This window comes from Ochrobactrum sp. Marseille-Q0166 (assembly GCF_014397025.1).
In the GTDB taxonomy this organism is placed as follows: Bacteria; Pseudomonadota; Alphaproteobacteria; order Rhizobiales; family Rhizobiaceae; genus Brucella.
This window is the reverse complement of the sequence record NZ_JACJUO010000001.1, coordinates 1,226,961-1,251,953: the sequence shown is the minus strand read 5'-3', so window position 1 is coordinate 1,251,953 and position 24,993 is coordinate 1,226,961. Positions and strand designations below refer to the sequence as shown.

The window sequence follows — 24,993 nt, the reverse complement described above, 5'->3', positions numbered from 1 at the left end:
GCAGTCATCTGTCAGAACCAATTGCTACTGTTGATTTGAAAAATGCCAGTCCGCAAATGCGCGCACATAGGAAGGTGTCGCCTTTCCCATGGCCCCGGCCTGCTTGACCGGAATGATTTCTGAGAGTTCCGGTTCAGCCTGAGAAGCCAGATTGGTCTCAATTTTATTGAGCAATTCGTCCGTCGACAAAGCAAAGTAATAGCGGCGGAAAAGCGCAATACTCCCTTCCGCCATAACCAAATGTGTCTTTGCTTCTGCCTTGGCGTCACCAAGGCTGATTCCGGTTTCTTCAAAGACTTCACGGGCCATATTGTTTTCATAATTTGCCCGACCATCAACAATATCGTTATCATCAATGGAACCTGCCGGAAAATAGACACGGCCAGCGACCGCATTATGCGCACTCATAAGGGCTGCCATCAAATGACCTTCAGCAGACACCATGATGCCGACGCCAAAAATATGCCATGGCCGTACGGGCTGGCTGTCCTTGCGCCAATACATCAGTGTTGCGAAGCTCGTGCGATGAAAACCTGCCGTAAAGGAGCGGCCTTCCAGTTTTGCTTCTGGTGCAAGATAAATCTCGCCATCAAACAAAGTCGGATTGGCGTGATGCTCGCGTCGCCAGTTTTCAGCGATTGCGTCTTTATTGGCTTGAGAATATTCAAGCGGCCCCGGCAGAATCCGGACATCAACACGATCAATTTCATAAACCGTGTTTTCTTTCACATGTTGCATTGACCGCCTCACTCTCACACAATATTCAGCGTCACTGTCACAGGACAGTGGTCGCTGGCTTTCGGGCGATCCCATCCTGTGCGTGGATAACGATCCACTTCCTGTCCCGGCGGGAAAATCGTGCGCCAGGGCTGACCACGGCGGATAATCTGCGGAATAGCATGACCGTTTTTTTCTGCAAGGGCTGGCGATGCCAGAATGTAATCAAGTTGGCAAAGATGGCGTTCCTGCGGCCCGCGCGTGTGATAAAGCGTCCAGCGGTCCATTTCGAGGCGACGCTCCACAAGATTTATTGCAAAGCCATCGTTCAGCAAAATATCCAGTGAACTGTCGGCTTCCCGAACCGGCGTAAACTGATAGCCATTCCACTCATCGCCTTCAATGACGACACGTTCACGATAATCGTTGAAATCTCCGCAAATGAGCCAGCGCTTGCCTGATGTGTTAGCAGCTCCAAACTTCTCTTCAATGATGTGACGGATAGCACGCGTTTCTGCCAGTCTGACCGGCAAGGATGCGGTGCGGCCATCAAGACCGTTACGTGCACCACCCATTGACTTCAGGTGAACAACAAAAAGCGTCAGTGGCTTGCCATCGATCCGCATATCAAGGCAAAGGCAATCGCGTTTGAAAATGCGATCATGCGGCTCGAGTCCCAGTTCAGCCAATACCGGCTGATAAAGGCCAAGCTCCTTATAGGTCAGATGCGCATGGCTGGTGACTTCCAGCACTTCAATCCGCTGGCCGTCGCGCGTCATATCTCGCGCCATAACGGCCACATCGATGCCTCGGCTATCATTACCGTCAATCAGATACTTATTGCGATAGCCCTGCCCAATCATCTTGAAAAGATAGCCAAATTCGAATGCATTGAGGGCGGCCAGGTTATCGACTTCTTGTAGACAAAGCACATCGGCCCGGGTTTCGGCGATTGCCAGCGCCGTCATCTGCCGTGTGTCATCGGTATGGGCAATCGCTCGCGCCTGCTCGAGCAGACGGTACTGTGATTCATCGTCGATCTCGAAGAGCTTGAGCGAACGATCCTGATGCAATTCATTGCGAAAGCCGGAAAAATCAAACCGGCGCATCAGATTTTCGACATTGAAGGTTGCTATCGTAAACATGCCCGCGCAATCTCACCACTTGCGCTGTGGTTGGCAAGTGGTTCTTTTCAAAATTGCACAACCACGCTGGTTTTGATCAGAAAAACCACCATATAAAGTCTGGAAATCAGGATACCGGAAATGCTTGAAAAGATACGGTACATTATACTTTGCTCAGGTCTGTTTGCTGCATGCCTTGTCGGCAGCGCTGCAGCTGTTGACCTGAATACCCCTTACGTACCGTCCTTGCGTCCAAGCACTCCGCCTGTCGCAGGCGGATTGCCGCGGACTTACCAGCCAAAAGCTGGGTCAGGTAAGTGCTTCGGCGTAGGCTGCCGTAACAGTGGCAACTATATTTCGCCCGAGGGCATTCCCATCTACAAAAATGGCGACCCGCTTGAGGTTCGCCCGTCCAACCGAAAACCAGTGACCACATTCGGTCCAAGCAGCAATCATATATCATGGTGCTCCAACCGCTACCGCAGCTATCGCACGTCAGATAACACATATCAGCCCTTGGCAGGACCGCGTACCGGCTGTAATTCGCCCTTTCAATAAGCCAATAAGCCGGGCAGTGCCCGGCTTATGTTTTTATGCAGCTTCAGATTTGGAGTGCGTGCGGATCAGGCGACCCAGACGCATGATGCCTTCATCAATCATTTCATCATTAGCGCACGAATAGCTAAGACGCAGCGTGTTGGCGCCCGTACCGTCGGCAAAAAATGCCTTGCCCGGTACAAATGCCACCTTCTCGCTTTCAATTGACGCCGCAAGCAATGCGGCACCGTCCATGCCCTTTGGAAGCGTCACCCAGATGAACATGCCACCTTCCGGTTTGGTCCAGTTAGTGCCTTCCGGCATATATTTGGCAAGCGCTTCCAGCATCTTGTCACGACGATGCTTGTAAACGCCACGCACCTTGGAGACTTGGCTGTCGAAACCAGTCGAAGCTACCCGATGAATGGCAATCTGGTTGATTGTAGAGGAATGAAGGTCAGCCGCCTGTTTCATCAGGACCAACTTACGGATAACCGACTTTGCAGCAACGACGTAGCCTACGCGCAGACCGGGTGCGAGCGTCTTCGAGAAAGAACCACAGTAGATCGTGCGAGTCTTTTCGATATCACCATCATGACGGGCAATATCCATCGACAGGATCGGCGCAATGGCTTCTCCATTGTAACGCAGATATTGATAAGCAGCGTCTTCGATAATCGGAATATCAAGCTCATCGGCATCGGCAAGCAGCTTCTCGCGGCCGGCACGATCAACCGTTTCGCCAGTCGGATTGCTGAAATCCGCCGAAAGATAGGCAAACTTCACCTGACCGCCAGCATTTTCAGCTGCTTCCTTATAGGAATTCGGTGTGCGATTACCGTTCAGCGAGAGAATGTCATAAGTCGGCTCGTAAGCGTTAAATGCCTGCAATGCGCCGAGATAGGTCGGAGCGGTCACCAGTGCGGTGTCATTCGGCGAAATGAAGAGCTTGCCGAGATAGTCAAGCGCCTGCTGTGAGCCGGAGGTGATAAAGACGTTGTCTTCGGTGCAGGGAATGCCGATTTTGGCGAGTTCGCTCACCAACCACGTACGGAGTGGCTTGTAACCTTCGGAAACGGAATATTGCAGAGCTGCATTGGCTTCAGGACCACCAAAGATATCCTGATAAGCGCTCTGGAATTCAGCGTGTGGAAACAATGCCGGATCGGGAATACCACCAGCAAAGGAAATAATATCCGGACGCTCCAGCAGTTTCAGAAGTTCACGGATTTCCGAAGCGCGCATGCGTTTCGAACGCGTTGCAAATACAGTTTCCCAGTCCAGCACCGGAAATCTCCTCAAAACGATGGAGGCAAAGCCTCCTGAAACCTCGCCAGATAAAGTTCTAGCGATAGCGCAATTTTCTGCCCACGAGAACACTTTCTTCCATGCTTAGACGGAATAAAGATATTCTGAATTGTTTTGGCTGAACAACGCACAAAACATAAATTCGAAAAGGCTTCTGACGATCTTTTCGTGCCCTACGTTTCACACGATTAAAGCCCTATGCATGAAAGGGGCGTAAGAAACGCCCCTCTTTTCTCTGATCGTAGAGCACCTAAAATCTGATGAGATTCTGACTTATGGCCGACGCATCGTCCCAAAAATCATTTTCGATTTTTGGACAGATCGATGCGTCTATCTTAAAATTAGAGCGACCTTTGTGCGCCCATTCGGGCGCACGGCGTTCTACTCGAAAATGGTGTTTTGTGAGAACCGGAGCGTACATAAAGTACCTGAGCACCGGAACCGAAACAAAGCGCCATTTGCAGACGGCCAGAGTCTGAATATCGCAGATTTTTAGTTGCGTGCCTTGTCGACGAGCTTGTTCGCTGCGATCCATGGCATCATGCCACGGAGCTTTTCGCCAACTTCTTCGATCTGGTGGCTGTCGTTGTTGCGACGGATGCCCTTGAAGCGCGCTGCACCCGCACGGTATTCCTGCATCCAGTCAGAAGTAAACTTGCCAGTCTGAATATCCTTCAGAACGCGCTTCATTTCTTCCTTGGTTTCTGCCGTGATGATGCGTGGGCCAGTGACGTATTCGCCCCACTCAGCAGTGTTGGAGATCGAGTAGTTCATGTTCGCGATGCCGCCTTCGTAGATCAGGTCTACGATAAGCTTCATTTCGTGCAAGCACTCGAAGTAAGCCATTTCTGGTGCGTAACCAGCTTCAACGAGAACTTCAAAGCCGGTGCGGATGAGCTCAACAACGCCGCCGCAAAGAACAGCCTGCTCGCCGAACAGATCGGTTTCGCACTCTTCCTTGAAGGTGGTTTCAATAACGCCCGAACGGCCGCCACCAACGCCCGAAGCGTAGGACAGAGCGAGATCATGTGCATTGCCCGAAGCATCCTGATGGATGGCGATAAGGCAAGGAACGCCGCCGCCCTTCTGGTATTCGCCACGAACCGTATGGCCTGGGCCTTTAGGTGCGATCATGACAACGTCTACGGTCTTCTTAGGCTCAATCAGACCAAAGTGAACATTGAGGCCGTGTGCGAAAGCGATTGCAGCGCCGTCACGAATGTTATCCTGAATGTGTTCTTTGTAGATGTCGGCCTGAAGTTCATCAGGGGTTGCCATCATAAGGAGATCGGCCCACTTGGCCGCATCAGCAACATTCATAACTTCGAAGCCGTCAGCTTCTGCCTTCTTGGCGGTCGCCGAACCTTCACGAAGAGCGATGCGTACATTGGCAGCACCGGAGTCCTTGAGGTTAAGCGCATGAGCGCGGCCCTGGCTACCGTAACCAACGATAACAACCTTCTTCGACTTGATCAGATTAACGTCTGCATCGCGATCGTAGTAAACGCGCATTTCGATATTCCCTTCATTCAAATTGCTCTGCGGCTTCCTCGTATCCGCAGAAGATTAAGCTCCATAAAGAGCGAAAAACTGCTTGGTGGCGCGCCGGGCATTCCGGATAACCTCCGCGTCAGTTAGTTCCTGCCGGTCGCCAAGCAGCAACCGGATCTGCATATCCCGGACAACCAGTCCGAAAAATGCACGAAATGCTTCATCGATATCGTCAAAAGCCAGAAGCTTCGCTTCCTGTCCCATTTCAAGGATAGGCTTGAGACGCTTGGCCATTGCAACCGGACCATTGGATAGAACGATGTCACCAAGTGCGGACTTGCCGGAGGCAGAATGGCTGACGGCCAGGCGGTTGAGCGCGACGGATGTGCGCCCGGACAGAACCAGCAACCAGTCGCGGGCAAAATGTTCAAGGCTTGAGAAAAGCGATTCCGCATCAAGCTTCTCACGCGCCACCGGCACGACACGAACCTTCGATGCCTGCCAGCGAACCATCGCGGTCAGCAAACCATCGCGATCGCCAAACCATTTATAGAGGCTTTCCTTGGAGCAATTGGCAGCACGCGCAATGCTTGCCGTAGTCAAAGCGCGGTCCCCACCTTCAACAAGAAGGCGCAACGCCTGCTCCAGAACTTCGTTCTGACGCGGCGAGAAAGACGGCTGCTTCTGAGCCTGAAATTCTTCGCTTTTATCAGTCACCGGTTAATCCCTCCAGCTTGTACCGTACGGTACGGTTCCGTTTATTAGTCTGAGATATGGTCACCGTCAAGCACGATTTTTTAAAGCAAATGCAGATTTTGGAATTGTGATCCGAACGCTCCGTCGGTCGGCAAAAAAAGGCGCCTTCTGGAATCAACTCCTGAGAAGACGCCCTTTTAAATTTGTTACCGGAAACCTCAGATATTCACCTGCGTTCCAATTTCGACCACCCGACCAGTCGGGATTTGGAAATATTCGGTCGCATCCGACGCGGTTCGTGCCAGCAGAATAAACAACTTATCCTGCCAGAGCGGCATTCCGGAATGAGCAGATGCTTTAAGCCAGCGACGCGACAAAAAGAACGAAGTGGTCATAATATCAAACTTCCAGCCGAGCCTGCGACAAAGGCCCAATGCCCGTGGAATATTCGGCTGCTGCATATATCCGAAAGTCAGCGTCACTTGCATGAAGCGCTCATTATATTGCGAGACACGTACCCGGTCCGCACTCGACACCCAAGGTTTGGAGGCTGTCACAACTGTCAAAATCACATTGTTCTGATGCAAAACTTTATAATGCTTGAGGCTGTGCATCAACGCAGTTGGAGCACTCTTCGGATCACCCGTCAGGAAAACAGCCGTTCCCGGAACAATGGTCGGCGGACGCCTGTTCATCTGTTCAACGATGAGATCAAGCGGCACTTCGGCCTTGCGTGTTTTCTGGAACAAGTGGCGCGTGCCGCGTACCCATGTCCACATAATGATCACGAGAATGGCAGCAAACAGGATCGACGCCCAACCTCCATCATGCACCTTGATGATGTTGGCACTGAAAAACAGAAGATCAATGATCAGGAAGCCAATAATGATTGGAAGTGCGCGACTAACACGCCAGTTCCAGATGCGCGTCATGACGAAATACAGAAGACCGGTCGTTACCAACATGTTTCCGGTCACCGCGATACCGTAGGCAGATGCCAGATTGTTCGATTTCTCGAAGCCGAGAACGAGAATGATAACTGTCAGACCAAGCAGCAGATTAACGCGTGGAATATAAATCTGCCCGTGCAGTTTCTCAGACGTATGCTGGATTTCCAGACGTGGCAGAATATTGAGCTGAACCGCCTGACGCGCCACTGAAAACGCACCGCTGATGACAGCCTGACTGGCGATCACGGTGGCAGCAGTTGCAAGAAGCACCATCGGCCAGAGCGCAAATTCCGGCATCATCTCGAAGAATGGCAGAGCGGCGGCCTCACCATGCGAAAGCACGAATGCTGCCTGTCCGAAATAGTTGAGTAGCAAACACGGAAAGACAATCCAAAGCCAAGCCCGCACGATTGGTTTGCGACCAAAATGACCGAGATCAGCGTAGAGCGCTTCGGCACCCGTCATGGCAAGGAAGACTGCGCCCACGGTAATGAAGGCGACACCTGGACTAACAACGAGAAAGCGCAGGGCATAATAAGGGTTGAGCGCTGCCATGACGGTGGGATCGTCAAAGATGTGCCAAAGACCCGAAGCACCGAGCGCCAGAAACCACACCGCCATAATGGGCCCGAAAACAATCGCCACTTTCCCCGTGCCGTACTTCTGGATGGAAAAGAGGACCACGAGAATGACCACAGTAATCGGGACCACAAACGGCGTCATATGGGGCGCAACAATCTACACCCCTTCCACCGCAGACAGGACGGAAATGGCCGGCGTAATGACCGCATCGCCAAAAAACAGTGCAGCACCACAGATACCTGCCGCCAGAACGATATCTGGCCGCCCTTTCAGGGCAGCCCTCACCAAAGCCATCAGAGAGAGAATTCCGCCTTCGCCGTTATTATCTGCGCGTAAGACGAAGATCACATATTTAACCGTTACAACAAGCAGAAGCGCCCAGAAGATCAGTGAAACGACGCCGAGAATGTCACTTCGGGAAAGAAAGCCATCTGATGTCGCGGCATGCAATGCTTCGCGAAAGGCGTAAATCGGGCTCGTCCCGATATCACCGTAGACAACGCCGAGCGCACCAAGTACCAGCATTTTCATACTGTCATGGGAATGATCGTTTTCTTCCGAAGAAATTGTATTTTCTGGCGAAACACCAGTCGGCAGCGTATTCTGAGAACCCGCCTGCGCTTCATCTGAAACTGGTTGGTTCTTATCGTTATGCTCGCTGCTCATATGCAGACACCTCGCAAGGTCGTAATTTAAGGAACCTGAAGGAGAAAAGAAAAAGAGGAAAATCGCCACCAGCAAAAACTCTGGCCAGACGTCGAAGTTCCTCGCTCAGCCCGCTAACAACTCAACAATTCGACGAAAATAACAGCAGAACTATTTCCAGATGATTTAAATAACCGCTGGGTGGCGGGGTGGAGATTGCGGAAAACGTCATTCATGCTTCCCTAAATTGAACCGCATGCCCCCAGCGTATAAACATCAGGCGCGCCGTTTATATCTTGTTATGCCCGCGCACAAATGCATATTTCGCACGGCTTGATCACTAGCCATGCGTTTAAACGCCATCTATATGGCCAGCGCCGCAATATAGCGACTGACTGTAACAGGCATACCATACATCAAAGCATCTGCTGTCAGGCCATGACCGATAGAGACTTCGCTTAACTGTGGTACACGTTTGACCAGCGCCGGTAGATTTTCAACTGTCAAATCGTGCCCAGCATTGATTGCTAGACCGAGTGTTGTTGCAGCATCTGCTGCCTTACCGAGACGACCGAGTTCGCGCGTCGCAGCCGCAGCATTGTCGTATGTCGCGCCATAAGGACCGGTATACAGCTCAATCCGGTCTGCCCCAATAGCTTTGGCCTTGTCATAGCCAAGTGGATCAGGATCAGCGAACAAAGACACGCGCATTCCCTTTGATTTCAGACGCTGAACGATCGGCGCCAGGAAATCAGACTTCGTTTCAAAGTCCCAGCCGTGATCGGAAGTTGCTTGCATTGGATCGTCTGGCACCAGCGTTACCTGCTCAGGTTGATGCTTTTCAACCAACTCCAGAAATGCTTCTGTTGGAAAGCCCTCAATGTTGAACTCGGCCTGCGGGTATTCATCATCAATAAGCGCGCGGATGTCGCCAAGATCGGAAAAACGAATATGGCGTTGATCCGGACGCGGATGTACGGTCAAACCTGCGGCGCCTGCCGCAAGCGCTGCTCGCCCGAGCCCGGTAACACTTGGCCATGGCAGATCACGACGATTTCGCAACATTGCAATGGCATTGAGATTGACGGACAGTTTTGCAGGCATAGAGCATCGCTCCCAAAGATAAGGATATGGCTTTATATCCCGCACTGTTAAAAAATGTCAGTGCTTTCCAGTCGCACCCCACAATGAATCATCAATATGTTTTTTGATGATATTTTGCTCCTGTAGCCGCAACTTTCGCCCGGCTAAAAACGTTTGCGCAAACACAAGATATGACGTTTAAATATAACAATATTCAGCAAATGGAGGTCTCTATGCGCAATGAAGACGTTCCCGTCGTGCGTCGCATTCCTACCAATCGTGAAGACGTGTTTGCCTTTGCGATCGAAGGGCATCTCGATGAGGCCGCCCTCGAAAATCTCTATGGCCTGCTTGATGCGGCCTATGAAGGCCACGAAGAAATCGATTTGCTCATTCGTCTGACGGGTTATGAAGGTGTCGATTGGGGTTCTGCATTTTCCGAAAGCATGTTGTCGATGCGCGCCAAATCGCTCCAGCACTTGCGCCGTTATGCCATCGTCGGCGGGCCTTTATGGATACAGGCGAGCGTTACGCTAATGCAGCCATTTTTGTCCATTGAAATGAAGACTTTTGAGCCGGAGGACGAACCCAAAGCTTGGGAATGGCTTAGCGCTGAACCAACGGAACAATGATTATTTTACGATCGTCAGTTGTTCCGCTGCCCGTGTGATCGCGGTGTAAAGCCAACGTTCGCGCGTGTCGCGGAATGCATAGCTTTCATCGAAAAGCACCACATTGTCCCACTGCGAACCCTGCGCCTTGTGAACCGTCAATGCATAACCGTAATCAAAATCATCGAAGCGCTTTTTGGTCTGCCAGGGAATTTCAGCATCCGGGTCTTCAAACTGCGCTTTGAGCAGTTTAATCTTCGCAACGCCCCGATCTTCATCTTCCGGTGAGACAAGCAGATTAATTCCCGGCTTCACTGTTTCCTTGGACGAGGTCATCACCTTCCAGAGAGAACCGTTCAGAAGCCCCTTTGCAGGATCATTGCGCAGGCAAACCAGCTTGTCGCCAGCCTGCGGGTACTCTGCTGTGAAGCCCTTCAACTCGCGAAGGCGCTGATTGTAGCGCTTACGCGTGCGATTTGTGCCGACAAGAACCTGATCGGCAGAAAGTACCAGATCTTGATTAACTTGGGACTTGGAAATAACTTTCGCCCTTCCCTCATCACAATAACCAAGTTCTCGACCCTCACGCACGTCCAGCGCCATACGAATGATCGGATTGTCACGTGCCTGCCGATGAATTTCCGTCAGCAGATAATCGGGTTCATGCTCGGTGAAGAAGCCACCGCCGGAAATCGGCGGCAGCTGCCCCGGATCGCCCAGCACCAGGATTGGCGTGCCGAATGTCATCAGATCGCGGCCAAGCTGCTCATCAACCATGGAACATTCGTCCACAACGATCAGAGCGGCCTTGGCCACCGGGCTTTGACGATTGAGTGAAAAGGTCGGAGCAATGGACGTCTTGCCGGTTGTTTCGTCCTCAATCGCTTCTTCACCGCGTGGCCGATAAATCAACGAATGCAACGTGCGCGCATTGTTTGCGCCCTTGGACCGCAGTACCTGGGCCGCCTTCCCGGTAAAAGCTGCAAACTGCACGTCGCCATCAACATGCTCGGCAAAATAACGCGCAAGAGTGGTCTTGCCCGTCCCGGCGTAACCAAACAGCCTGAAAATGGGGGAACGCCCCTCTTTCAGCCACTTGCCGACGGCTTTTAAAGCCTGATCCTGTTCTGGTGAAAACTGCATCCCCTGTTCAGACAGGATTCGGGACTCAAAGACAAGATCAAACCGTGATCAAATGTCCTTACCAATCAGCGTTGCAAATCTTTCCAGATCAACATTGCCGCCACTGATAATCACGCCGACGCGCTTTCCTCTGAGTTCTGGCGCCATCTGCAAAGCACCCGCGAAGCCCAGACAGCCGGTTGGTTCAACCACCATCTTCATTCGGCTGGCAAAAAATTTCATACCTTGCACCAGATCATCGTCGCTGACCGCCAGTATATCGCGAACGGTTTCCCGAATGATAGAGAATGTCATTTCGCCGAGCGCCTGCGTCTGGGCGCCATCGGCCAATGTTTTGGGGACATCAATATGAACAATCCTGCCGGAACGGAGCGATTGTTGACCGTCATTGCCTGCTTCCGGCTCAACCCCATAGACATCGCATGAAGGTGAAAGCGCTTTGGCAGCCAGAGCAGAGCCCGCCAGCAAGCCACCGCCGCCAAGACAAACAAATAAAGCATCCAGTTGCCCAACCTCTTCGATCAATTCCTTGGTCGCAGTGCCCTGTCCGGCAATGATGTCTGGATGGTTAAAGGGCGGAATGAGTGTTAAACCTCCTTCCTCTGCAAGCTGTTTTGAAAGTGCATCACGGTCTTCAGTATAGCGGTTGTATGTAACGACTGTTGCACCATACCCGCGCGTAGCGTCCAGCTTCGCCGCCGGTGCGTCCTCAGGCATGATAATGGTTGCAGCGATACCAAGTAATCTTGCTGCAAGGGCTATTGCCTGTGCATGATTGCCAGACGAAAAGGCAAGTACACCGCGCTTCTTCTGCTCGTCGTTGAAGCGCGATAAGGCGTTGTAAGCGCCTCGAAACTTAAATGCCCCAATGCGCTGGAAGTTCTCGCATTTGAAGAAAAACTGCGCACCAGTTTCGCGATCAACAGTTGATGAGGTGAAGACTGGCGTGCGATGCGCGTACCCTTCAATTCTTCGGGCAGCCGAAACCACATCATCATAGCTAGGAAGAGCAGACATCATTCACCTTTTGAACATTTATGGCTTAGTCATGAGAAATTAGCCCAATAAAAAACCGGCACAATCGAACTATTGTGCCGGTTACAATTATAATCGTATCGGTTTTTGTCGAACTTACAGACCCTGCGGCCCCCGGTTCATTGCAGCCACACCGGTCCGGCAAATTTCCACCAGACCGAGAGGCTTCATCAGCGAAATAAATTGGTCGATCTTCGCTGTCTTGCCGGTAATCTCGACAATGAAATGCTCGGTCGTTGCATCCACGATCTTGGCATTGAAAGCATCGGTCAAACGCAGGGTTTCAGCACGCGCCTCACCCTTGCCAGCCACTTTGATCAGCGCAAGTTCACGCTCAATCGGGCGCTCATGACCAAGCTCGACAGCACGATGCGTCATGTCGACCACACGATGGACCGGAACGATACGTTCAAGCTGATGGCGGATCTGATCGAGTACACTTGGCGTGCCACGCGTCACTATAGTGATACGTGACAGATGCTGTTCGTGCTCGGTTTCAGAAACCGTCAGGCTTTCAATATTATAGCCACGCCCGGAAAACAGCCCAATGACGCGGGCTAGAACACCCGGTTCATTATCAACCAGAACCGAGAGCGTATGTGTCTCCGGTGTCTGGGTATCGGCTGCAATGAAATATGCCGAACCGGATGCTAGATTTTGTGCGTTCATGTTCTTTACTCCGGATCAGACTAGGGAACGGCCCTTGGCGTCAATGGCATTGGCAACAGCTTCGTCGGTCGCTTCATCAGGCAGCAACATTTCATTATGGGCCTTGCCGGATGGGATCATCGGGAAGCAATTGGCGAGATTGGCAACGCGGCAATCAAAGATAACCGGCTTTTTAACCTCGATCATTTCCATGATCGCGTCATCAAGTTTCTCCGGCTTGTCACAGCGAATACCGTGCGCACCATAAGCTTCTGCCAGCTTCACGAAATCTGGCATGGCTTCGGTATAGGAATGCGACAGGCGATTGCCATGCAGCAATTGCTGCCATTGGCGCACCATACCCATATATTGATTGTTCAGAATGAAAATCTTGATCGGTGCTTCATACTGAATGGCAGCCGACATTTCCTGAATACACATCTGAATTGATGCATCGCCAGCAATATCGATAACCAGCGCATCAGGATGCGCAATCTGAACGCCGAGAGCTGCAGGCAGACCATACCCCATGGTGCCGAGGCCACCCGATGTCATCCAGCGATTTGGTGCTTCAAAGTCCATGAACTGTGCAGCCCACATCTGGTGCTGACCGACTTCCGTCGTGATGTAAGTATCACGATCCCTCGTCAGCTCGTTCAGGCGTTGCAAAGCATATTGCGGCATAATGACGTCTTTGTTTGGCGTATAGGCCAATGACTTACGTGCGCGCCAGCGATTGATCTGATCCCACCATGCGCCAATCGCATTTTCATCCGGCTTTTTAGAGGATGCGCGGAACTGGCGAACGATATCTTCCAGCACATGCGCAACATCACCAATAATCGGCACGTCAACACGAACATTCTTGTTGATCGATGATGGATCAATATCGATATGAATCTTGCGCGAATGTGGAGCGAAAGCGTTGAGACGTCCCGTGATACGGTCGTCAAAACGCGCACCAACGCAAAGCATGACATCACAATCATGCATGGTCATGTTGGCTTCATATGTGCCGTGCATACCCAGCATGCCCAACCAGTTCTTGCCCGATGCGGGATAAGCACCCAAGCCCATCAATGTCGAAGTGATAGGGAAATTGCTGATCTCAACCAGTTCACGCAACAATTTCGTTGCGGCAGGGCCGGAATTGATAACACCGCCGCCCGAATAAATAACCGGCTTTTTGGCACTCAGCAGCATTTCAACAGCCTGCGCGATAGCAGACTTGTCACCTTCAATGGTCGGTCGATAACTGGTCCGGGGTGCGGTCTGCGGCGGCGTATAGATGCCGGTCGCAAACTGAATGTCTTTTGGAATATCAACCAGAACCGGACCCGGACGACCTGTCGATGCAATATGAAAGGCTTCATGCAGAATGCGGGAAAGATCATTCACGTCGCGAACCAGCCAGTTATGTTTGGTGCATGGACGCGTGATGCCAACCGTATCAGCTTCCTGGAAACCATCGGAGCCGATCAGTGACGTTGGAACCTGACCGGAAATGCAAACCAGCGGGATCGAATCCATCAGCGCGTCCTGCAACGGCGTAACCGCATTGGTCGCACCTGGGCCGGACGTAACCAGCATAACGCCAACCTTGCCAGTCGATCGCGCATAGCCTTCTGCGGCATGGCCAGCGCCCTGCTCGTGGCGAACAAGAATGTGTTCAATCTTATCCTGCTGGAAAAGTTCGTCATAGATCGGCAGCACTGCACCGCCCGGATAACCGAAAAGATGCTCCACACCATGATCGATCATAGCCTGCACCACCATTTCCGCGCCGGTCATTTCGCGTTGCCCTGCGGAGATCGTCGCCGCCTCGCTTTTTGCTGCCGTCATCGTCGTCACTTCCCGTCTGCTTTACATATTCAATTTCGTTGATGTTTAGATAACAAAAAAGGCCCCCGAGGGAGCCTGTCTTTCGCGCATGGGAGCTTTCGCCGGATGGTTACACCATCCTGCCCATGCGCGTACGTACCACAAGAATAAGAGCTGTTCTGTTCATGGCGGCGAGACTAATCAGCGAAAATCGTGTCGTCAACGCGAAAATTCATAAAAAGCGATATTTTCTTATATAAAAGACACCTTCTAGATAAGATTATTGCCCTAAGAGAGCATGTTCGCCGGAGGTGAACACTTTCCAGCTCTCATCAAGCTGATTACGAAACCATGTCGATTGCCGTTTCGCATATTGGCGAGTGGCAATAACGGAACGCTCAATAGCTTCTTCTCTGGTCATCTCACCCGCGAAAAATGCTGAAATCTCGCGCACGCCGATCGCCTTCATCGCGGGCAGTGCGGGATCAAGATGCAGCGCATTCAGCGCACGGACTTCATCAAGCGCACCGTGATCCCACATAAGATTGAAGCGTTGAGCAATCCGCTCACCCAGCCATTTCCGCTCGGGCAGCAACACGATCTTGGTCGCGCTTGCATCATCGACCAGCGCCGTACCGGTATCCTTCTGCCAGTCCAGCAACGACTTGCCCGTTCCTTCAAACACTTCCAGCGCACGAACAATACGCTGACTGTCAGTCGGACGCAGTGTGGCGGCGATTTTTGGATCGCGCTCCATAAGAGCCGCGTGCAGAACCTCCGCTCCATGTTCGCTCATTCTGTGACGCCAGTACTCGCGAATATCGGGGGCGACTTCCGGCATCTGCGAAAGCCCGCCTAAAAGTGCGCGAAAATAAAGTCCTGTGCCGCCTACAAAGATCGGTGTACGGGCCTTGAGATCAGGACGCGATAAAAGGACTTCGACATCCGCGAACCATTTCCCCGTTGAATAGGAAACTGATGGCGCGACATGGCCGTATAGAAAATGCTCTGCTTCGTGAAGCTCATCCGATTGTGGGCGCGCGCTTAACAGATCGAGGACCTCATAAACCTGCATGGAATCGGTATTGACGATGAAGCCGCCGGTCTTCTTTGCCATATGAAGGGCAAGAGCCGACTTGCCGCTGGCCGTCGGGCCAGCTATCAGGATTGCATCCTTTGTCGCTTCACTCATCGCAGGAAATATTCCTCATGTCCCGACCCGCTTCCCTCGTTGCTACATTGATTGCCAATCCGGCCAAAGCGTCGCTAGTTTCAACCTTGGGGATTAAAGCCTCGGCAGCAGTGAATGCAACCGGACTTTACTGGCTGGCCGACGGCATCGCCTGCGACATACCGCTCGCTTCAGGCATAAGCCATGAAGAAGCCGATCAGGCGCTGCGCGCTTCCCTCGATGGTGCGCCAGTTGATGTCGTGGTGCAGGATCAGGACAGTCGGCGCAAGAAAATTCTGATTGCAGACATGGATTCCACCATGATCCAGCAGGAATGCATTGATGAACTGGCGGAAGAAGCAGGCCTGCGAGAGCATGTTGCAGCAATCACCGCCCGAGCCATGAATGGTGAAATCGAGTTCGAGCCAGCATTGCGCGAACGCGTCGCGCTCCTCAAAGGCCTGCCGCTTTCGGTCATCGACAAGGTTATCTCGACCCGCATTTCACTTATGCCCGGTGGTGTGGAACTCGTCCGTACCATGCGCAAATATGGGGCCTATACGGCCCTTGTATCGGGTGGCTTCACATCATTCACACGCCGCATTGCCGACATGATTGGCTTTAACGAGGATCGCGCCAACACACTTCTTCATGATGGCGCCCATCTAAGCGGCACCGTTTCCGATCCGATCTTGGGCCGCGAAGCAAAGGTTGAAAAGCTGGTTGAAATAGCTGACCGCCTCGGTCTCAGCCCGAACGATGCAATCGCTGTAGGTGACGGCGCCAACGATCTGGGTATGATCCAGCTCGCTGGCACCGGTGTTGCTCTTCATGCAAAACCAGCCGTCGCGGCACAGGCAAAAGTTCGCATTGATCATGGTGACCTGACCGCCCTTCTTTATATTCAGGGTTATCGTAAATCGGATTTTGTCGAATGATTATTCTGGAAACGCCTCGCCTCGTTATTCGCAACTGGGAAAACCGGGATCGCGAATTGCTTCACGAAATTAACTCGGATGCTGAGGTAATGCGTTTCTTCCCGTCTCGACTTTCTCGTACAGAATCAGACGCATTGTTTGAGCGTCTGCAAAAAATGATCACAGAAACAGGGTTTGGCTTTTACGCTATTGAGGAAAAACAAAGCGGGCAACCAATCGGCTTTGCAGGTCTTGCCCTCACAGATCTCGAACCATGCCTCCCTGACGGCACGGTAGAAATCGGCTGGCGGCTTACACCACCCTTCTGGGGAAAAGGCTATATGACCGAGGCGGGAAAAGCACTTCTGGCTTACGCTTTCGAGAAGCTTGAACTTCCTGAAGTTGTCTCATTTGCTGTATTCAATAATGACCGCTCGACATCCGTTATGCGACGCATCGGAATGATGCGGGATGAAGCACGCGACTTCGACCACCCCAAGGTGCCTGACGACATGCCCCACCTCAAACGTCACGTCGTTTATTCCGCAATAAATCCATCGAAAAACTGAATCACATTCCGAACCAATTCGGCCAAGGGATTCTAAACACAAACAAAAAAGGCGCCGCAAATGCCGCGGCGCCTTTTGCATTTCAACATCCCAAACGCTTAGTCGATTCGGATCGTCACGAAGCGCAACTCGCCGGAACGGGACGCAAGCATCAAAAGCGCATTCTTACGACCTTCGCGCCGCAGCGCATCAATTCGCTTTTTCACATCGACCGGTGACTTCACAGTGACCTGTCCGATATCGACAATCACGTCACCCATTTCGATACGCTTTTCACCGGCGGCAGAACCCGGGGCAACATACAGAACAGCCACACCTTCAACATCCTCTGCAATGCCAAATTCACCACGTATGTCGTCGTTGATTTCCGAAAGCTTCATGCCAAGCACTGTTGTGCCAGCCTGTTCCGTTTGCTCTTTCTTCTTGGTATCCGGCTTAGGAGCATTGGGAACTTCCTGCCCCTCTTCGCCCTCTTCCATGTCTGGTGGAGGTGCCTGATCTTCAGTCGCTTCCTCCGTGCTTTTATCGTCTTCGATCAGGCGGCCAAGCTTAACCTTTACGGTCTTCTCTTCACCGTCTCGAACAACAACCACTTCGACTTCATCACCGACAGCGCTTTCGGCAACAAGTCGCGGCAAGTCACGCGCACGCTCAACCGGCTTGGCGTCATAACGGATCACAACGTCACCCGCTTTGATCTCTTTATTGTCTACTCCTGAGTTTTCAATAAGACCCGCGATCAAAGCACCCTTTGCATCCTTCAAGCCAAGGCTTTCCGCGATGTCATCGGTAACAGGCTGAATACGAACGCCGAGCCAGCCACGGCGCACTTCACCAAATTCTTTAAGCTGATCAATAACGCCAACGGCCATTTCAGCCGGAATAGCAAAACCAATACCGATAGAGCCACCTGATGGGGAATAGATCGCTGTATTGATGCCGATCACCTTGCCGTCCATATCAAATAACGGTCCACCGGAATTACCGCGATTGATCGCGGCATCGGTCTGGATGAAATCATCATAGGGACCGGACTGAATATCACGCTTGCGGGCGGAAATAATACCAGCAGTAACCGTGCCACCGAGTCCAAACGGATTACCAATTGCCAATACCCAGTCGCCAATACGCGCTTTATCCGAATTGCCAAACTGTACGGATTTAAGCTTATGCTTCGCCGGATCAACCTTCAGAACGGCAAGGTCTGTCTTTGTGTCTTTGCCGACCAGCTCAGCCTTCAGTTTCGAACCGTCAACGAAATTCACCTCAATTTCATCTGCATCAGCGATGACGTGGTTGTTGGTGACGATGAAACCTTTTTCCGCATCAATCACAAAGCCCGAGCCGAGCGACTGCACCTTGCGGGAATCGCTATTCTTGCCACCATCTTTGTCATTGAAGAAGTCTTTGAAGAACTCCTGAAACGGCGAGCCTTCCGGCACCTGTGGCATCGGCACAGCACCATCCTGTTCGCCATCCTCTTTAACCGTTTGCGATGTCGAGATGTTCACGACAGCATCAAGAAGCCCTTCGGCCAGATCAGCCACCGAATCCGGTCCTTTGCGAACGGGCGCTGTTTGCTGCGCGAATGCAGGCGCGGCGCCGATTGCAACTGCCCCTGTAAAACTCATCGCGCCAAGGGCGACTGTCGCCAGAAGGGTACGGGCAAATCCCGCCTTGGGTGCAATTGCCATGAAGCTCTGCTCCGTTTTTGTCTGCGGTGTAAAAGAGAAAAGATTAGATTGCTGCAAAATACGGCCTGTTTACGGCTCCGCATAGAGCGACGAGTAGAAATATAACGGATGAGCTGGCTTATCCCCTGACAAGCCAGACAATGAAAACACCGATCGCAAGAGCGCAAAGCCCTGCAATCCGCAACATGCTTTCCGGTGCTTCGGATGCATCCCGCGCAAGCTTTTTAGCAAAAAAAGGAAAGCCACCGTAGAGCAGCCCCTCGAAGACGAAGAGAAGACCTACGGCGGCTAGAAAATCGCTCATTTGCGATAATCTCTCTTACTGGGCCGGTGTTGGCAGTTTGCCACCAGCATCACGGAAGAACTTGAAGAACTCCGAATCCGGCGAAATAACCAACGTCGTATCCGGCGTTTCCAGCGCTTTGCGATATGCTGCCATCGAACGATAGAACGCATAGAAGCCTGGATCCTTCGCGGCAGACTGAGCGAAGATTTCACTGCGCTGCGCTTCGCCTTCACCGCGGAGGATTTCCGATTCCTTACGCGCTTCAGCAAGCGTTTCCACAACCTGACGATCGGCAATAGCGCGGATACGCTGTGCAGCTTCCCGGCCACGTGCGCGCAGACGTTCTGCTTCTGCAAGACGTTCAGCCTTCATGCGGTCATAGGTCTGCTGCGAAACTTCAGCCGTGAGGTCGGTACGACGGATGCGAACATCTTCAATCGTGATGCCGAGTGAGGTGGCATCAGCACGCAGCTGATTGGCAACTTCACGCATCATGTCGCCGCGCTCTTCGGAAAGAGCAGCTTCAAAGCCACGCTGACCATAAACACCACGAAGAGCAGCATCAAGACGTGTACGCAGGCGCTGTTCAGCGAGCAACGTGCTACCGGAAACAGTTTCACGGAACTTACGCGGATCGGTAATGCGGTAAACGAGGAACGCATCCACATCATAGAACTTACCGCCAGAAACCTGAACGCGAATATCGTCAAGATCAAAACGCAACAGACGATCATCAATCAGCTGCACAGTATCGGCATCGAGGAAACCGAACGGCATTTTAAAATAGATGCCGGGATCGGTTTTCACGTCAACGATCTGACCAAAACGCAGAACGATAGCCTGTTGACGTTCATTGACGATGAACACCGACGAATAAAGAAGAAATGCTGCAACGGCGATAATGCCAACAAAGAACGGAAGCCTGTTACTGGCCATGATTAGTTACCTCCGCTATTCGTCGTTGCATCAGTTGCACCGGCACGCGGCTGCTGACGCATAAGTTCACTCAAAGGAAGGTATGGAACAACATCCTTGCCCGCTTCCACGATAACCTTCTTGGTCCCGGCAAGCACGTCTTCCATGGTTTCAAGGAACAGACGATTGCGTGTTACTTCCGGTGCTTTCTCGTACTGTTCAAGCACAGACGTGAAACGCTGCGCTTCACCTTCTGCTTCCTGAACGACGCGGTTCTTATAAGCAGCTGCTTCTTCGCGAAGCTGAGCCGCTTCACCGCGCGCCTGGCCGAGGCGCTGGTTAGAATACTGATTGGATTCTTCTACGAAACGATCTTCATCCTGCTCAGCACGCTGCACTTCATCGAATGCATCCGCCACTTCACGCGGAGGTGCCGCATCTTCAATGGAAACTGCATTGATCTGAATACCGGCATTATATCGGTCAAGCGTCGCCTGAATGATGTCACGAACGCTCTGCGCAATGGCAGCACGATTATCTCGGAAAACATCCTGCGCCGGTCTGCGGCCTACGATTTCACGGATCGCACTCTCGGAAACCTGCTGCACCATGGCATCCGGGCTTTCGACATTGAACAGATAATCACGCGGATTGGAGACGCGATAGAGAACCGAGAACTGAACATTGACAATATTCTGGTCGCCGGTCAGCATCAGGCCTTGCGTTGCATTACGCGACCCCTGACCACCAATATTGATCTGCTTTTCAACGATCTGAGCTTTTTCAACTGTCTCAACCGGCCAGAGAAGGAAATGCAGGCCCGGCTCAGAAACCTCAGCCTTTGGCTTACCAAAGACGAGTTCAACAGCAAGTTCATCCGGCTGTACGGTATAAACCGACTGATACAGCCACAGGCCAAGAACCGCCGCACCAATCAGGAAGAATACACCACGATTGCTGCCCCCCTTGCCGCCACTGCCACCCGGGAAAACTTTTTTCAGACGATCCTGGCCTTTGCGAAGAATATCCTCAAGATCAGGAGGCGTGTTCTGACCGCCATTGCGCGGGCCTTTCGGCCCCTGCCCCCATGGGCCGCCATTGCCGCCATTATTATTGTTGTCGCCGCCGCCACCCCATGGGCCACCGCCGCCGCCATTCTGATTACTCCAGGGCATCCTCACCTCTCGTCCGGGAGACGGGGAGCCTGTTCAACTACCCGTCATCAACTAATGTTACCGTTTTATAGGCATCGCGAGGGCCGCTTTCAACGTGAAGCGGCAAATTTCGTACGTTATAATTTACATAACCTGTCGGTCATACCGGATATAGCGCGTTGGGTGGCTATCTTTCTCGCCAGCGGGCACGTCTTCCGAGCTGATTTCCTTCCAGATTGTCGAATCGATTTCCGGGAAAAACGTGTCACCATCGATCGTTGCGAGAACACGCGTCAGATGCAAACGGTCGGCAAGCGGCAAAGCCTGCTCGTAAATCCTGCCGCCACCAATTATGCAAGCCTCATCCACATTCAGCTCAAGCGCGAGCTTGCACCCCAATTGAATTGCCGCATCGAGAGAACCTAGAATCGTTGCCCCGTCAGCTTTAAAAGCTGCATCACGCGTCACGACGAGATTGGGACGCCCCGGCAATGGACGACCAATAGATTCCCATGTCTTTCGCCCCATAATGACCGGCTTTCCAAGGGTAAGAGCCTTAAATCGCTTGAGATCTGTGGAGAGTTTCCACGGCATATCGTTGTCGCGGCCAATGACATTGTTTTCGGACGCGGCAACGACAATCGAAATAACGGCTTTGTTATTGGTCATATCTACACCGCAATCGGTGCTTTGATTGTTGGATCAGCTTCATAACCCACCAGCTCAAAGTCCTCGTAACGGAAAGCAAACAGATCTTTCACATCCGGGTTGATGCGCATGGTCGGTAACGCTTTTGGCGTGCGGGTCAGTTGTAGACGTGCCTGCTCAAAATGATTGGAATAAATATGAGCGTCACCAAGTGTATGCACAAAATCGCCCGGCTCAAGCCCGGCCACTTGCGCGATCATCATCGTCAGCAGCGCATAGGATGCAATGTTAAACGGAACGCCCAAAAAAGTATCCGCCGAACGCTGATAGAGCTGACACGACAGTTTTCCGTCGGAAACATAAAACTGGAACAGGCAATGACACGGCGGCAAAGCCATTTCATCAACCAGCGCCGGGTTCCATGCAGAAACAATCAGACGGCGTGAGTTAGGATTTTCGCGTAACATTTTGAGAAGATTCGCGATCTGATCGATATGACGACCATCAGGTGCCGGCCAGGAGCGCCACTGATAACCATAGACCGGACCGAGATCACCGTTCTCATCGGCCCATTCGTCCCAGATTGAGACGCCATTTTCCTTGAGATAGGCGATATTGGTGTCACCTTTGAGAAACCATAGCAACTCATGAATGATCGAGCGCAAGTGCAGCTTCTTGGTGGTCAAAACCGGGAAACCATCAGCAAGATTATAACGCATCTGATAGCCGAAAACCGAACGCGTACCCGTTCCGGTTCGATCACCGCGGTCTGAACCATTGTCGAGAACATGCTGGAGAAGGTCGAGATAGGTGCGCATAGGGATACTTTCGGGCCGATTCGTCTTAACGCAATATAGGAAAAACCCCGGTGTATGACACCGGGGCTTCTATGCTGGCCTGTGGATGGGATCAAAGATCGCCGAGCTTACCAAGCTGCTTGGCAACCAGATAATAGAACGTAACGCGTCCTTTATTGCGATCCCCCTTCATAACTTCGGCAACGTGGTCGACAACTTCCACAGCCTTGGCTTCATCAGCGACGCCAAGCTTTTTATGAACCCAGCTGTCACGTACGCGCTTCAATTCTTCCGGATCAGTTGCTGAAACGAGAGAGGAATCGCGATTGCGCAGCGCAATACCAAGATGCTTTACGATTTTCTCGACAATCGCTTCATCAGCAGCAGCATCATAACGGCGGACATCCGCGAGATAATCACTCATATATGCAATCTCCTTCGATTGGCTTTAGCCCCGGTTAAACCTACGCTGCGGCGTGAAGCTTCAGTATACACCACCCCCGCGCGACAGTTAACGGAGGATTGACCAGCGCGCGCTCACTGTCAATTGAAAATGAACGCAAAAAGCGAACCATGTTTGATGCCAACAACCTGTTAAATTGAAACACCCCTCTTCCAATCGTCAAAAAGGGCGCCTATATACATCGTGTCAGCGCAAGCTGACTATGGTGATAAACGGACGATGTAATAAACCTATTGGACCCGGGGGCGGTACCCGGCGCCTCCACCACAACGCAAGAAGCATTCAACGCGAGTTGCGCTGCGGCGGGGGCGAAATAGGATCGACAAGGGTGTAAAGATCGCTCTTTTGCTCGGCATGATACCACCGTTATCGGGTCAATTGAGTAGTTGCAAATGACAACAAAGCTCAGGGTTACGCTCTCGCTGCTTAATCGCGGTGCGGGAAACCCAACCTAAGTCCTTCTGGTTAGCACCTTGAGGCGGGGTTCGGAGGCACCTGGCAACAGAAGCCTCCACTTTCCCCATTCTATTAGATTGTTGCAGGCTCGGTGGCTGTCCGTGGTTTTCTTGCAAACACAACCAAACTCAACAGGAATGCAATAAGCGCGCAGACCGCAATGCCTGCGGTCATTGGCACGGCAGAACCATCAAAGAATGCGCCGGTAACACCGATTGCAATGCCACCAATCACAAAGTGCAGTGTTCCTAGAAGTGCAGATGCCGTTCCTGCAATTTCGCCATGTTCCTCAAGGGCCAATACGGCTGTGGTCGGAATGACCAATCCCAGAAAACCATATCCGACAAACAAAAAGCCAGCAATCAGCCAAAAGTTACTATGCCCCATCAAAACGGCTGCAAACATGGCAAGCATGACGGCTGCAAAACCTGACACAGCGATCTGCATGACACGTCGCAAACCGAAACGTGCACCCAACAAGCCGTTGAGCTGCGAAACGCTGAAGAACGAAACTGCATTCATTGAAAATGCGATAGCATACTGGCTTGGACTAAGACCGTAATGTTCGATCAGAATAAATGACGAGTTCGCCAGATAAACAAAGAAGGACGCTATGCCGAAGCCGCCAATACAGGCCAAGCCGATGAAATAGCGGTCCTTGAGCAGACGGCCATAGCCAGCAAGAGCGCTGCTGATATTGCTCTCAAGCCGTGCTTCAGTTCCACGTGTTTCTTTGAGTGACGTTGCTATCAGGACGACGCCGACGAGTGCTGCCACCAGAACTGCCCAGAAAACGCCGCGCCAGCCAAAAAAGTCGATAATTACCGACCCGCTCAATGGAGCAAGGATAGGCGAAATAGAGAAGACGAGCATCAACAGGGACATAAGTCTTGCCGCGTCAACACCGGTATGCAGGTCACGAACGATCGCCCTTGGGATGACAGAACTTGCCGCAGCACCCAAGCCCTGAACAAACCGGAACAGCACAAGTATATCGATATTCGTTGCCAGCGCCGAACCGATGCTGCCAACTGCGAACAGGACAAGCCCACCATAGAGCGGAAGCTTGCGCCCGACCATATCTGACAACGGGCCGACAAAAAGCTGTGCGAGCGCCAAGGCAATGAAAAATGCCAAAAGACTCATTTGAACGGCACTCGTCTCTGCATGGAGATCAATTGCTATGGTCGGCAACGCAGGCAGATACATATCAATGGCAAACGGGCCGATTGCCGAAAGAAGACCAAGAATAATGGCATTGCGCACGAGACTTGAAGTCATGGGGGCGTACTTTCATCAATGTTTCGTGAGTCGCCTGTCACGAGTCTGAATATGGCGCATCGCTTGGGAGGATGAGCAACCAGAAACCCAATATCGCAACTAAGCAACTATCCACATGTTTATGCTACATAATTTCGAGACTTTTGCGACGTCTCCAGCCCCCAACCGGGCATCACAATCTCTCAAAAGCGTGTAGCTATCCCTATAATGGACGAATTGTAACAACTGTTTTGACACAACTGTAAAATTAG

At 52.0% G+C, this 24,993-nt stretch carries 23 protein-coding genes, 1 other RNA gene and 1 pseudogene; 5 read left to right on the top strand and 20 right to left on the bottom strand.

Annotated elements, in window-relative coordinates:
- Positions 1-24 precede the first annotated feature (24 nt).
- Positions 25-738, bottom strand: coding sequence for an NUDIX hydrolase (locus tag H5024_RS05935; RefSeq protein ID WP_187544464.1), 714 nt, complete (start codon positions 736-738; stop codon positions 25-27).
- A 14-nt stretch (positions 739-752) separates the two neighbouring features.
- Positions 753-1,862, bottom strand: coding sequence for an endonuclease/exonuclease/phosphatase family protein (locus H5024_RS05930; protein ID WP_187544463.1), 1,110 nt, complete (start codon positions 1,860-1,862; stop codon positions 753-755).
- Positions 1,863-1,982: 120 nt separating this feature from the next.
- Here H5024_RS05930 and H5024_RS05925 point away from each other — a divergent pair, with 120 nt between their 5' ends.
- Positions 1,983-2,399, top strand: a complete 417-nt coding sequence (locus H5024_RS05925; protein WP_187544462.1) for a BA14K family protein — start codon at positions 1,983-1,985, stop codon at positions 2,397-2,399.
- 33 nt (positions 2,400-2,432) lie between these two features.
- On the opposite strand, the gene H5024_RS05920 is transcribed toward H5024_RS05925, so the two are convergent.
- The 5 genes and pseudogenes from H5024_RS05920 to H5024_RS05900 all read right to left on the bottom strand — a co-directional run bounded on the left by H5024_RS05920 (position 2,433) and on the right by H5024_RS05900 (position 9,154).
- A complete protein-coding gene (locus H5024_RS05920) occupies positions 2,433-3,665 on the bottom strand; it encodes a PLP-dependent aminotransferase family protein (protein ID WP_187544461.1) in 1,233 nt (410 codons plus the stop codon).
- 513 nt (positions 3,666-4,178) lie between these two features.
- Positions 4,179-5,198: a ketol-acid reductoisomerase gene (gene ilvC, locus H5024_RS05915; protein ID WP_187544460.1), complete on the bottom strand. Its 1,020-nt coding sequence runs from the start codon at positions 5,196-5,198 to the stop codon at positions 4,179-4,181.
- Positions 5,199-5,252: 54 nt separating this feature from the next.
- Positions 5,253-5,894 (bottom strand): TetR/AcrR family transcriptional regulator, encoded by a 642-nt coding sequence (locus tag H5024_RS05910; protein ID WP_187544459.1) that lies wholly within the window; start codon positions 5,892-5,894, stop codon positions 5,253-5,255.
- 197 nt (positions 5,895-6,091) lie between these two features.
- Positions 6,092-7,936, bottom strand: a pseudogene (locus tag H5024_RS05905) (potassium transporter Kup).
- A gap of 477 nt (positions 7,937-8,413) precedes the next feature.
- Positions 8,414-9,154 carry a pyridoxine 5'-phosphate synthase gene (locus H5024_RS05900; protein ID WP_187544458.1) on the bottom strand — a complete coding sequence of 247 codons (741 nt, stop codon included), beginning with the start codon at positions 9,152-9,154 and terminating at the stop codon, positions 8,414-8,416.
- A gap of 212 nt (positions 9,155-9,366) precedes the next feature.
- On the opposite strand from H5024_RS05900, the gene H5024_RS05895 reads away from it, so the two are divergent.
- Positions 9,367-9,765 (top strand): STAS/SEC14 domain-containing protein, encoded by a 399-nt coding sequence (locus H5024_RS05895; RefSeq protein ID WP_187544457.1) that lies wholly within the window; start codon positions 9,367-9,369, stop codon positions 9,763-9,765.
- Here the strand turns inward: H5024_RS05895 and H5024_RS05890 are convergent, their stop codons facing one another.
- From H5024_RS05890 to miaA, 5 genes are all read right to left on the bottom strand, one after another.
- Positions 9,766-10,887, bottom strand: a complete 1,122-nt coding sequence (locus H5024_RS05890; RefSeq protein WP_187544456.1) for an ATP-dependent RecD-like DNA helicase — start codon at positions 10,885-10,887, stop codon at positions 9,766-9,768.
- A gap of 48 nt (positions 10,888-10,935) precedes the next feature.
- Entirely contained in the window at positions 10,936-11,904 is a 969-nt protein-coding gene (locus H5024_RS05885) for a threo-3-hydroxy-L-aspartate ammonia-lyase (RefSeq protein WP_187546651.1), read from the bottom strand.
- A gap of 114 nt (positions 11,905-12,018) precedes the next feature.
- Entirely contained in the window at positions 12,019-12,591 is a 573-nt protein-coding gene (gene ilvN, locus H5024_RS05880; RefSeq protein WP_187544455.1) for an acetolactate synthase small subunit, read from the bottom strand.
- A gap of 15 nt (positions 12,592-12,606) precedes the next feature.
- Positions 12,607-14,412 carry an acetolactate synthase 3 large subunit gene (locus tag H5024_RS05875; RefSeq protein WP_187544454.1) on the bottom strand — a complete coding sequence of 602 codons (1,806 nt, stop codon included), beginning with the start codon at positions 14,410-14,412 and terminating at the stop codon, positions 12,607-12,609.
- Positions 14,413-14,671: 259 nt separating this feature from the next.
- Positions 14,672-15,583, bottom strand: coding sequence for a tRNA (adenosine(37)-N6)-dimethylallyltransferase MiaA (gene miaA / locus H5024_RS05870; protein WP_187544453.1), 912 nt, complete (start codon positions 15,581-15,583; stop codon positions 14,672-14,674).
- Positions 15,584-15,600: 17 nt separating this feature from the next.
- Here miaA and serB point away from each other — a divergent pair, with 17 nt between their 5' ends.
- Positions 15,601-16,500 (top strand): phosphoserine phosphatase SerB, encoded by a 900-nt coding sequence (gene serB / locus H5024_RS05865; RefSeq protein WP_187544452.1) that lies wholly within the window; start codon positions 15,601-15,603, stop codon positions 16,498-16,500.
- On the top strand, positions 16,497-17,048 hold the full coding sequence (locus H5024_RS05860) for a GNAT family N-acetyltransferase (RefSeq protein WP_187544451.1): 552 nt from the start codon (positions 16,497-16,499) through the stop codon (positions 17,046-17,048). The genes serB and H5024_RS05860 overlap by 4 nt, the downstream gene beginning before the upstream one ends.
- Positions 17,049-17,146: 98 nt before the next feature.
- Here the strand turns inward: H5024_RS05860 and H5024_RS05855 are convergent, their stop codons facing one another.
- The 7 genes from H5024_RS05855 to H5024_RS05825 form a co-directional block, all read right to left on the bottom strand.
- A complete protein-coding gene (locus H5024_RS05855; protein ID WP_187544450.1) occupies positions 17,147-18,742 on the bottom strand; it encodes a Do family serine endopeptidase in 1,596 nt (531 codons plus the stop codon).
- Positions 18,743-18,860: 118 nt separating this feature from the next.
- Positions 18,861-19,046, bottom strand: a complete 186-nt coding sequence (locus tag H5024_RS05850) for a DUF2065 domain-containing protein (RefSeq protein WP_187544449.1) — start codon at positions 19,044-19,046, stop codon at positions 18,861-18,863.
- A gap of 15 nt (positions 19,047-19,061) precedes the next feature.
- Positions 19,062-19,964 carry a protease modulator HflC gene (locus tag H5024_RS05845; RefSeq protein WP_187544448.1) on the bottom strand — a complete coding sequence of 301 codons (903 nt, stop codon included), beginning with the start codon at positions 19,962-19,964 and terminating at the stop codon, positions 19,062-19,064.
- A gap of 2 nt (positions 19,965-19,966) precedes the next feature.
- Complete coding sequence (gene hflK / locus H5024_RS05840; protein WP_187544447.1) at positions 19,967-21,118, bottom strand: FtsH protease activity modulator HflK; 1,152 nt, start codon at positions 21,116-21,118, stop codon at positions 19,967-19,969.
- Between the two features lie 123 nt (positions 21,119-21,241).
- Positions 21,242-21,766, bottom strand: a complete 525-nt coding sequence (locus H5024_RS05835; protein WP_187544446.1) for a dihydrofolate reductase — start codon at positions 21,764-21,766, stop codon at positions 21,242-21,244.
- 2 nt (positions 21,767-21,768) lie between these two features.
- Positions 21,769-22,563, bottom strand: coding sequence for a thymidylate synthase (locus H5024_RS05830; RefSeq protein WP_187544445.1), 795 nt, complete (start codon positions 22,561-22,563; stop codon positions 21,769-21,771).
- Positions 22,564-22,654: 91 nt separating this feature from the next.
- Complete coding sequence (locus H5024_RS05825; protein ID WP_187544444.1) at positions 22,655-22,966, bottom strand: DUF2853 family protein; 312 nt, start codon at positions 22,964-22,966, stop codon at positions 22,655-22,657.
- A 185-nt stretch (positions 22,967-23,151) separates the two neighbouring features.
- Between H5024_RS05825 and ssrA the strand changes: the two genes are divergently transcribed.
- Positions 23,152-23,521, top strand: a transfer-messenger RNA (tmRNA) gene (gene ssrA, locus H5024_RS05820).
- Positions 23,522-23,533: 12 nt separating this feature from the next.
- On the opposite strand, the gene H5024_RS05815 is transcribed toward ssrA, so the two are convergent.
- Complete coding sequence (locus H5024_RS05815) at positions 23,534-24,742, bottom strand: multidrug effflux MFS transporter (protein WP_187544443.1); 1,209 nt, start codon at positions 24,740-24,742, stop codon at positions 23,534-23,536.
- Positions 24,743-24,993: the final 251 nt, after the last annotated feature.

Coding starts and splice junctions, on each gene's coding strand:
- H5024_RS05935 (WP_187544464.1), bottom strand. CDS start 738: ATGCAACATGTGAAAGAAAACACGGTTTATGAAATTGATCGTGTTGAT.
- H5024_RS05930 (WP_187544463.1), bottom strand. CDS start 1,862: ATGTTTACGATAGCAACCTTCAATGTCGAAAATCTGATGCGCCGGTTT.
- H5024_RS05925 (WP_187544462.1), top strand. CDS start 1,983: ATGCTTGAAAAGATACGGTACATTATACTTTGCTCAGGTCTGTTTGCT.
- ilvC (WP_187544460.1), bottom strand. CDS start 5,198: ATGCGCGTTTACTACGATCGCGATGCAGACGTTAATCTGATCAAGTCG.
- H5024_RS05900 (WP_187544458.1), bottom strand. CDS start 9,154: ATGCCTGCAAAACTGTCCGTCAATCTCAATGCCATTGCAATGTTGCGA.
- H5024_RS05895 (WP_187544457.1), top strand. CDS start 9,367: ATGCGCAATGAAGACGTTCCCGTCGTGCGTCGCATTCCTACCAATCGT.
- H5024_RS05890 (WP_187544456.1), bottom strand. CDS start 10,887: ATGCAGTTTTCACCAGAACAGGATCAGGCTTTAAAAGCCGTCGGCAAG.
- H5024_RS05885 (WP_187546651.1), bottom strand. CDS start 11,904: ATGTCTGCTCTTCCTAGCTATGATGATGTGGTTTCGGCTGCCCGAAGA.
- ilvN (WP_187544455.1), bottom strand. CDS start 12,591: ATGAACGCACAAAATCTAGCATCCGGTTCGGCATATTTCATTGCAGCC.
- H5024_RS05875 (WP_187544454.1), bottom strand. CDS start 14,412: ATGACGGCAGCAAAAAGCGAGGCGGCGACGATCTCCGCAGGGCAACGC.
- miaA (WP_187544453.1), bottom strand. CDS start 15,583: ATGAGTGAAGCGACAAAGGATGCAATCCTGATAGCTGGCCCGACGGCC.
- serB (WP_187544452.1), top strand. CDS start 15,601: ATGTCCCGACCCGCTTCCCTCGTTGCTACATTGATTGCCAATCCGGCC.
- H5024_RS05860 (WP_187544451.1), top strand. CDS start 16,497: ATGATTATTCTGGAAACGCCTCGCCTCGTTATTCGCAACTGGGAAAAC.
- H5024_RS05855 (WP_187544450.1), bottom strand. CDS start 18,742: ATGGCAATTGCACCCAAGGCGGGATTTGCCCGTACCCTTCTGGCGACA.
- H5024_RS05850 (WP_187544449.1), bottom strand. CDS start 19,046: ATGAGCGATTTTCTAGCCGCCGTAGGTCTTCTCTTCGTCTTCGAGGGG.
- H5024_RS05845 (WP_187544448.1), bottom strand. CDS start 19,964: ATGGCCAGTAACAGGCTTCCGTTCTTTGTTGGCATTATCGCCGTTGCA.
- hflK (WP_187544447.1), bottom strand. CDS start 21,118: ATGCCCTGGAGTAATCAGAATGGCGGCGGCGGTGGCCCATGGGGTGGC.
- H5024_RS05835 (WP_187544446.1), bottom strand. CDS start 21,766: ATGACCAATAACAAAGCCGTTATTTCGATTGTCGTTGCCGCGTCCGAA.
- H5024_RS05830 (WP_187544445.1), bottom strand. CDS start 22,563: ATGCGCACCTATCTCGACCTTCTCCAGCATGTTCTCGACAATGGTTCA.
- H5024_RS05825 (WP_187544444.1), bottom strand. CDS start 22,966: ATGAGTGATTATCTCGCGGATGTCCGCCGTTATGATGCTGCTGCTGAT.
- H5024_RS05815 (WP_187544443.1), bottom strand. CDS start 24,742: ATGACTTCAAGTCTCGTGCGCAATGCCATTATTCTTGGTCTTCTTTCG.